The sequence below is a fragment of the Streptomyces sp. SID3212 genome (assembly GCF_009865405.1).
Lineage (GTDB): Bacteria > Actinomycetota > Actinomycetes > Streptomycetales > Streptomycetaceae > Streptomyces.
This window is the reverse complement of record NZ_WWJY01000348.1, coordinates 1-1,942: the sequence shown is the minus strand read 5'-3', so window position 1 is coordinate 1,942 and position 1,942 is coordinate 1. Positions and strand designations below refer to the sequence as shown.

Annotated in this window: 1 protein-coding gene and 2 pseudogenes; 1 reads left to right on the top strand and 2 read right to left on the bottom strand. The window is 71.4% G+C overall.

Annotated elements, in window-relative coordinates:
- Positions 1-836, top strand: a pseudogene (locus tag GT042_RS10505) (hypothetical protein); the annotation flags it as partial.
- A 165-nt stretch (positions 837-1,001) separates the two neighbouring features.
- Here the strand turns inward: GT042_RS10505 and GT042_RS10500 are convergent.
- Together GT042_RS10500 and GT042_RS10495 are read right to left on the bottom strand one after the other, a co-directional pair.
- Positions 1,002-1,475, bottom strand: a complete 474-nt coding sequence (locus GT042_RS10500) for a bifunctional nuclease family protein (RefSeq protein WP_161308445.1) — start codon at positions 1,473-1,475, stop codon at positions 1,002-1,004.
- 53 nt (positions 1,476-1,528) lie between these two features.
- Positions 1,529-1,942: pseudogene (locus tag GT042_RS10495) on the bottom strand (MerR family transcriptional regulator); the annotation flags it as partial.

Below are 1,942 nucleotides of genomic sequence, written 5' to 3'. Positions count from 1 at the left end.
GGGAGGCCCTGCCCCCGCACCTGGCGGCGGCGCGCGTCGGCCGGGCGGCGCAGGGCCCGCTGGCCGGGCTGACGGTGTACGAGGGCCTGCACGACCCGCGGGTCGCGGAGCTGCTGCTGGAACGATTGCGCAACCCAGGGTCATGGGGACCGCTACGGTTCGAGCGCGCGCGGCCGATCCCGGCGGCCCTGAGCGGGAAACTGCTGGACGCGGAGCAGTCCAATTCGTCCCTCGTCTACGGCGACGCCCGCGGCGAGGCCGTCCACGGGGACGCGTACATCCTCAAGATCCTCCGCCGGGTCTTCCCCGGCCCGCACCCGGATCTGGAGCTGCCGCTGGCGCTCGCCGCGGAGGGCTGCGACCGGGTGCCGGCGCCGGTGGCGTGGTTCGAGGCGGACGATCCGACGGGCAGCGACGACACACTCACCCTCGGTGTGCTCCAGCCGTATCTGCGCGGGTCGCGGGACGGCTGGCAGCTCGCGCTGGCGGCGCTGGGCGCGGACCGGGAGTTCACGTCGGAGGCGCGCGCGCTCGGGCGGGCCACCGCCGAGGTGCATCTGGCGCTGGCGGCGGCGCTGCCGACCGTGACGCTGGGCCGCGCGCAGACGGCGCAGTTCGCGGACGCGATGACGGCCCGCCTGGACGTGGCGGCGCAGGCGGTCCCCGCCCTGATGCCGTACGTCCCCGGCCTGCGGACGGCCTTCGACGCGCTGGCCGGCCTGGACGAGGCGGCACGGGGACCTCGCTCCGCAGCGGGAACGCCCCGCCCACCGCCGTACCGTCGCCGCTGCTTCTCACGCCGACCTCCGTCCTTGACCTGCCCTCAACGACGGTAGGGAGTCACTCGGGGTGCGTCAACGATCGCCGCACTCGCCACGCCGAGTGATAATCACCTTGAGAGTGGTTTCGCGTGTCCCGGTCCCGGGAAGGGCTGACCGAATGTGCTGACCGTGCGGTCCGGAGGCGGGTCCGCCTCCGGCCGTCAGGCACTCACCGACCACTCACTGGCTGTTGGTCCCGAAGTCCTCGGGAGAGATCTGGTCGAGGAATTCACGGAACTTCTCCACCTCGTCCTCCTGCTCGTCCGGGATGGCGATCCCCGCGTCGTCCAGGACGCCGTCACTGCCGTAGATCGGCGTACCGGTGCGCAGCGCGAGCGCTATGGCGTCGGACGGCCTGGCGCTCACCTCCACCCCGCTGGCGAAGACCAGCTCCGCGTAGAAGACACCTTCCCTGAGGTCCGTGATGCGGACCTCGGTCAGCTCCTGGCCCACGGCCTCAAGGACATCCTTGAAAAGGTCATGGGTCAGCGGCCTGGCAGGCGTCATGCCCTGCTGGGCGAAGGCGATGGCGGTGGCTTCCCCCGGCCCGATCCAGATGGGAAGGTACCGGTCGCCTCCCACTTCACGCAGGAGCACGATCGGTTGGTTCGAGGGCATTTCCACCCGGACACCCACAACGTCGAGCTCGTTCACACAGCAACCCTAGGACGCGACCGACCGGTTTGGGTAGTCGGACTCCCCCATGATCAGTACGGATGTGCTCCGAGAGCCGTCCGGAACAGTGCCGCGTGCAGCTTCACGGAGAGGGTCGCCAGCTCCCTCGTGGTGGCCTCCGCATGGGCTCTGGTCTGCGGGTTACGGTGCCGGCGCAGCGGTGCGACCACCTGCTCGACCATCCCCGCCTCGCGCTGGGCGGCCGCTCTCATGATCCGCAGATGACGTGGTTCCAGGCCGAATCTTCCCAGATCCGTGACCAGTTTCGCCACGGTCACGGACTCGGCGTCGTACCCGCCGTCCGGCATCGGAGTGATGAGACCGTACGACTCCCACTCGTCCAGCGCGCTCGCGTCGGCCCCCGAGGCGGCCAGCAGCTCCTCACGCCCGATCCTGGCGGCCGTCCGCGGCGCGGGCCCCGTCTCCGCCCCGGCCCGCCGCTGGCG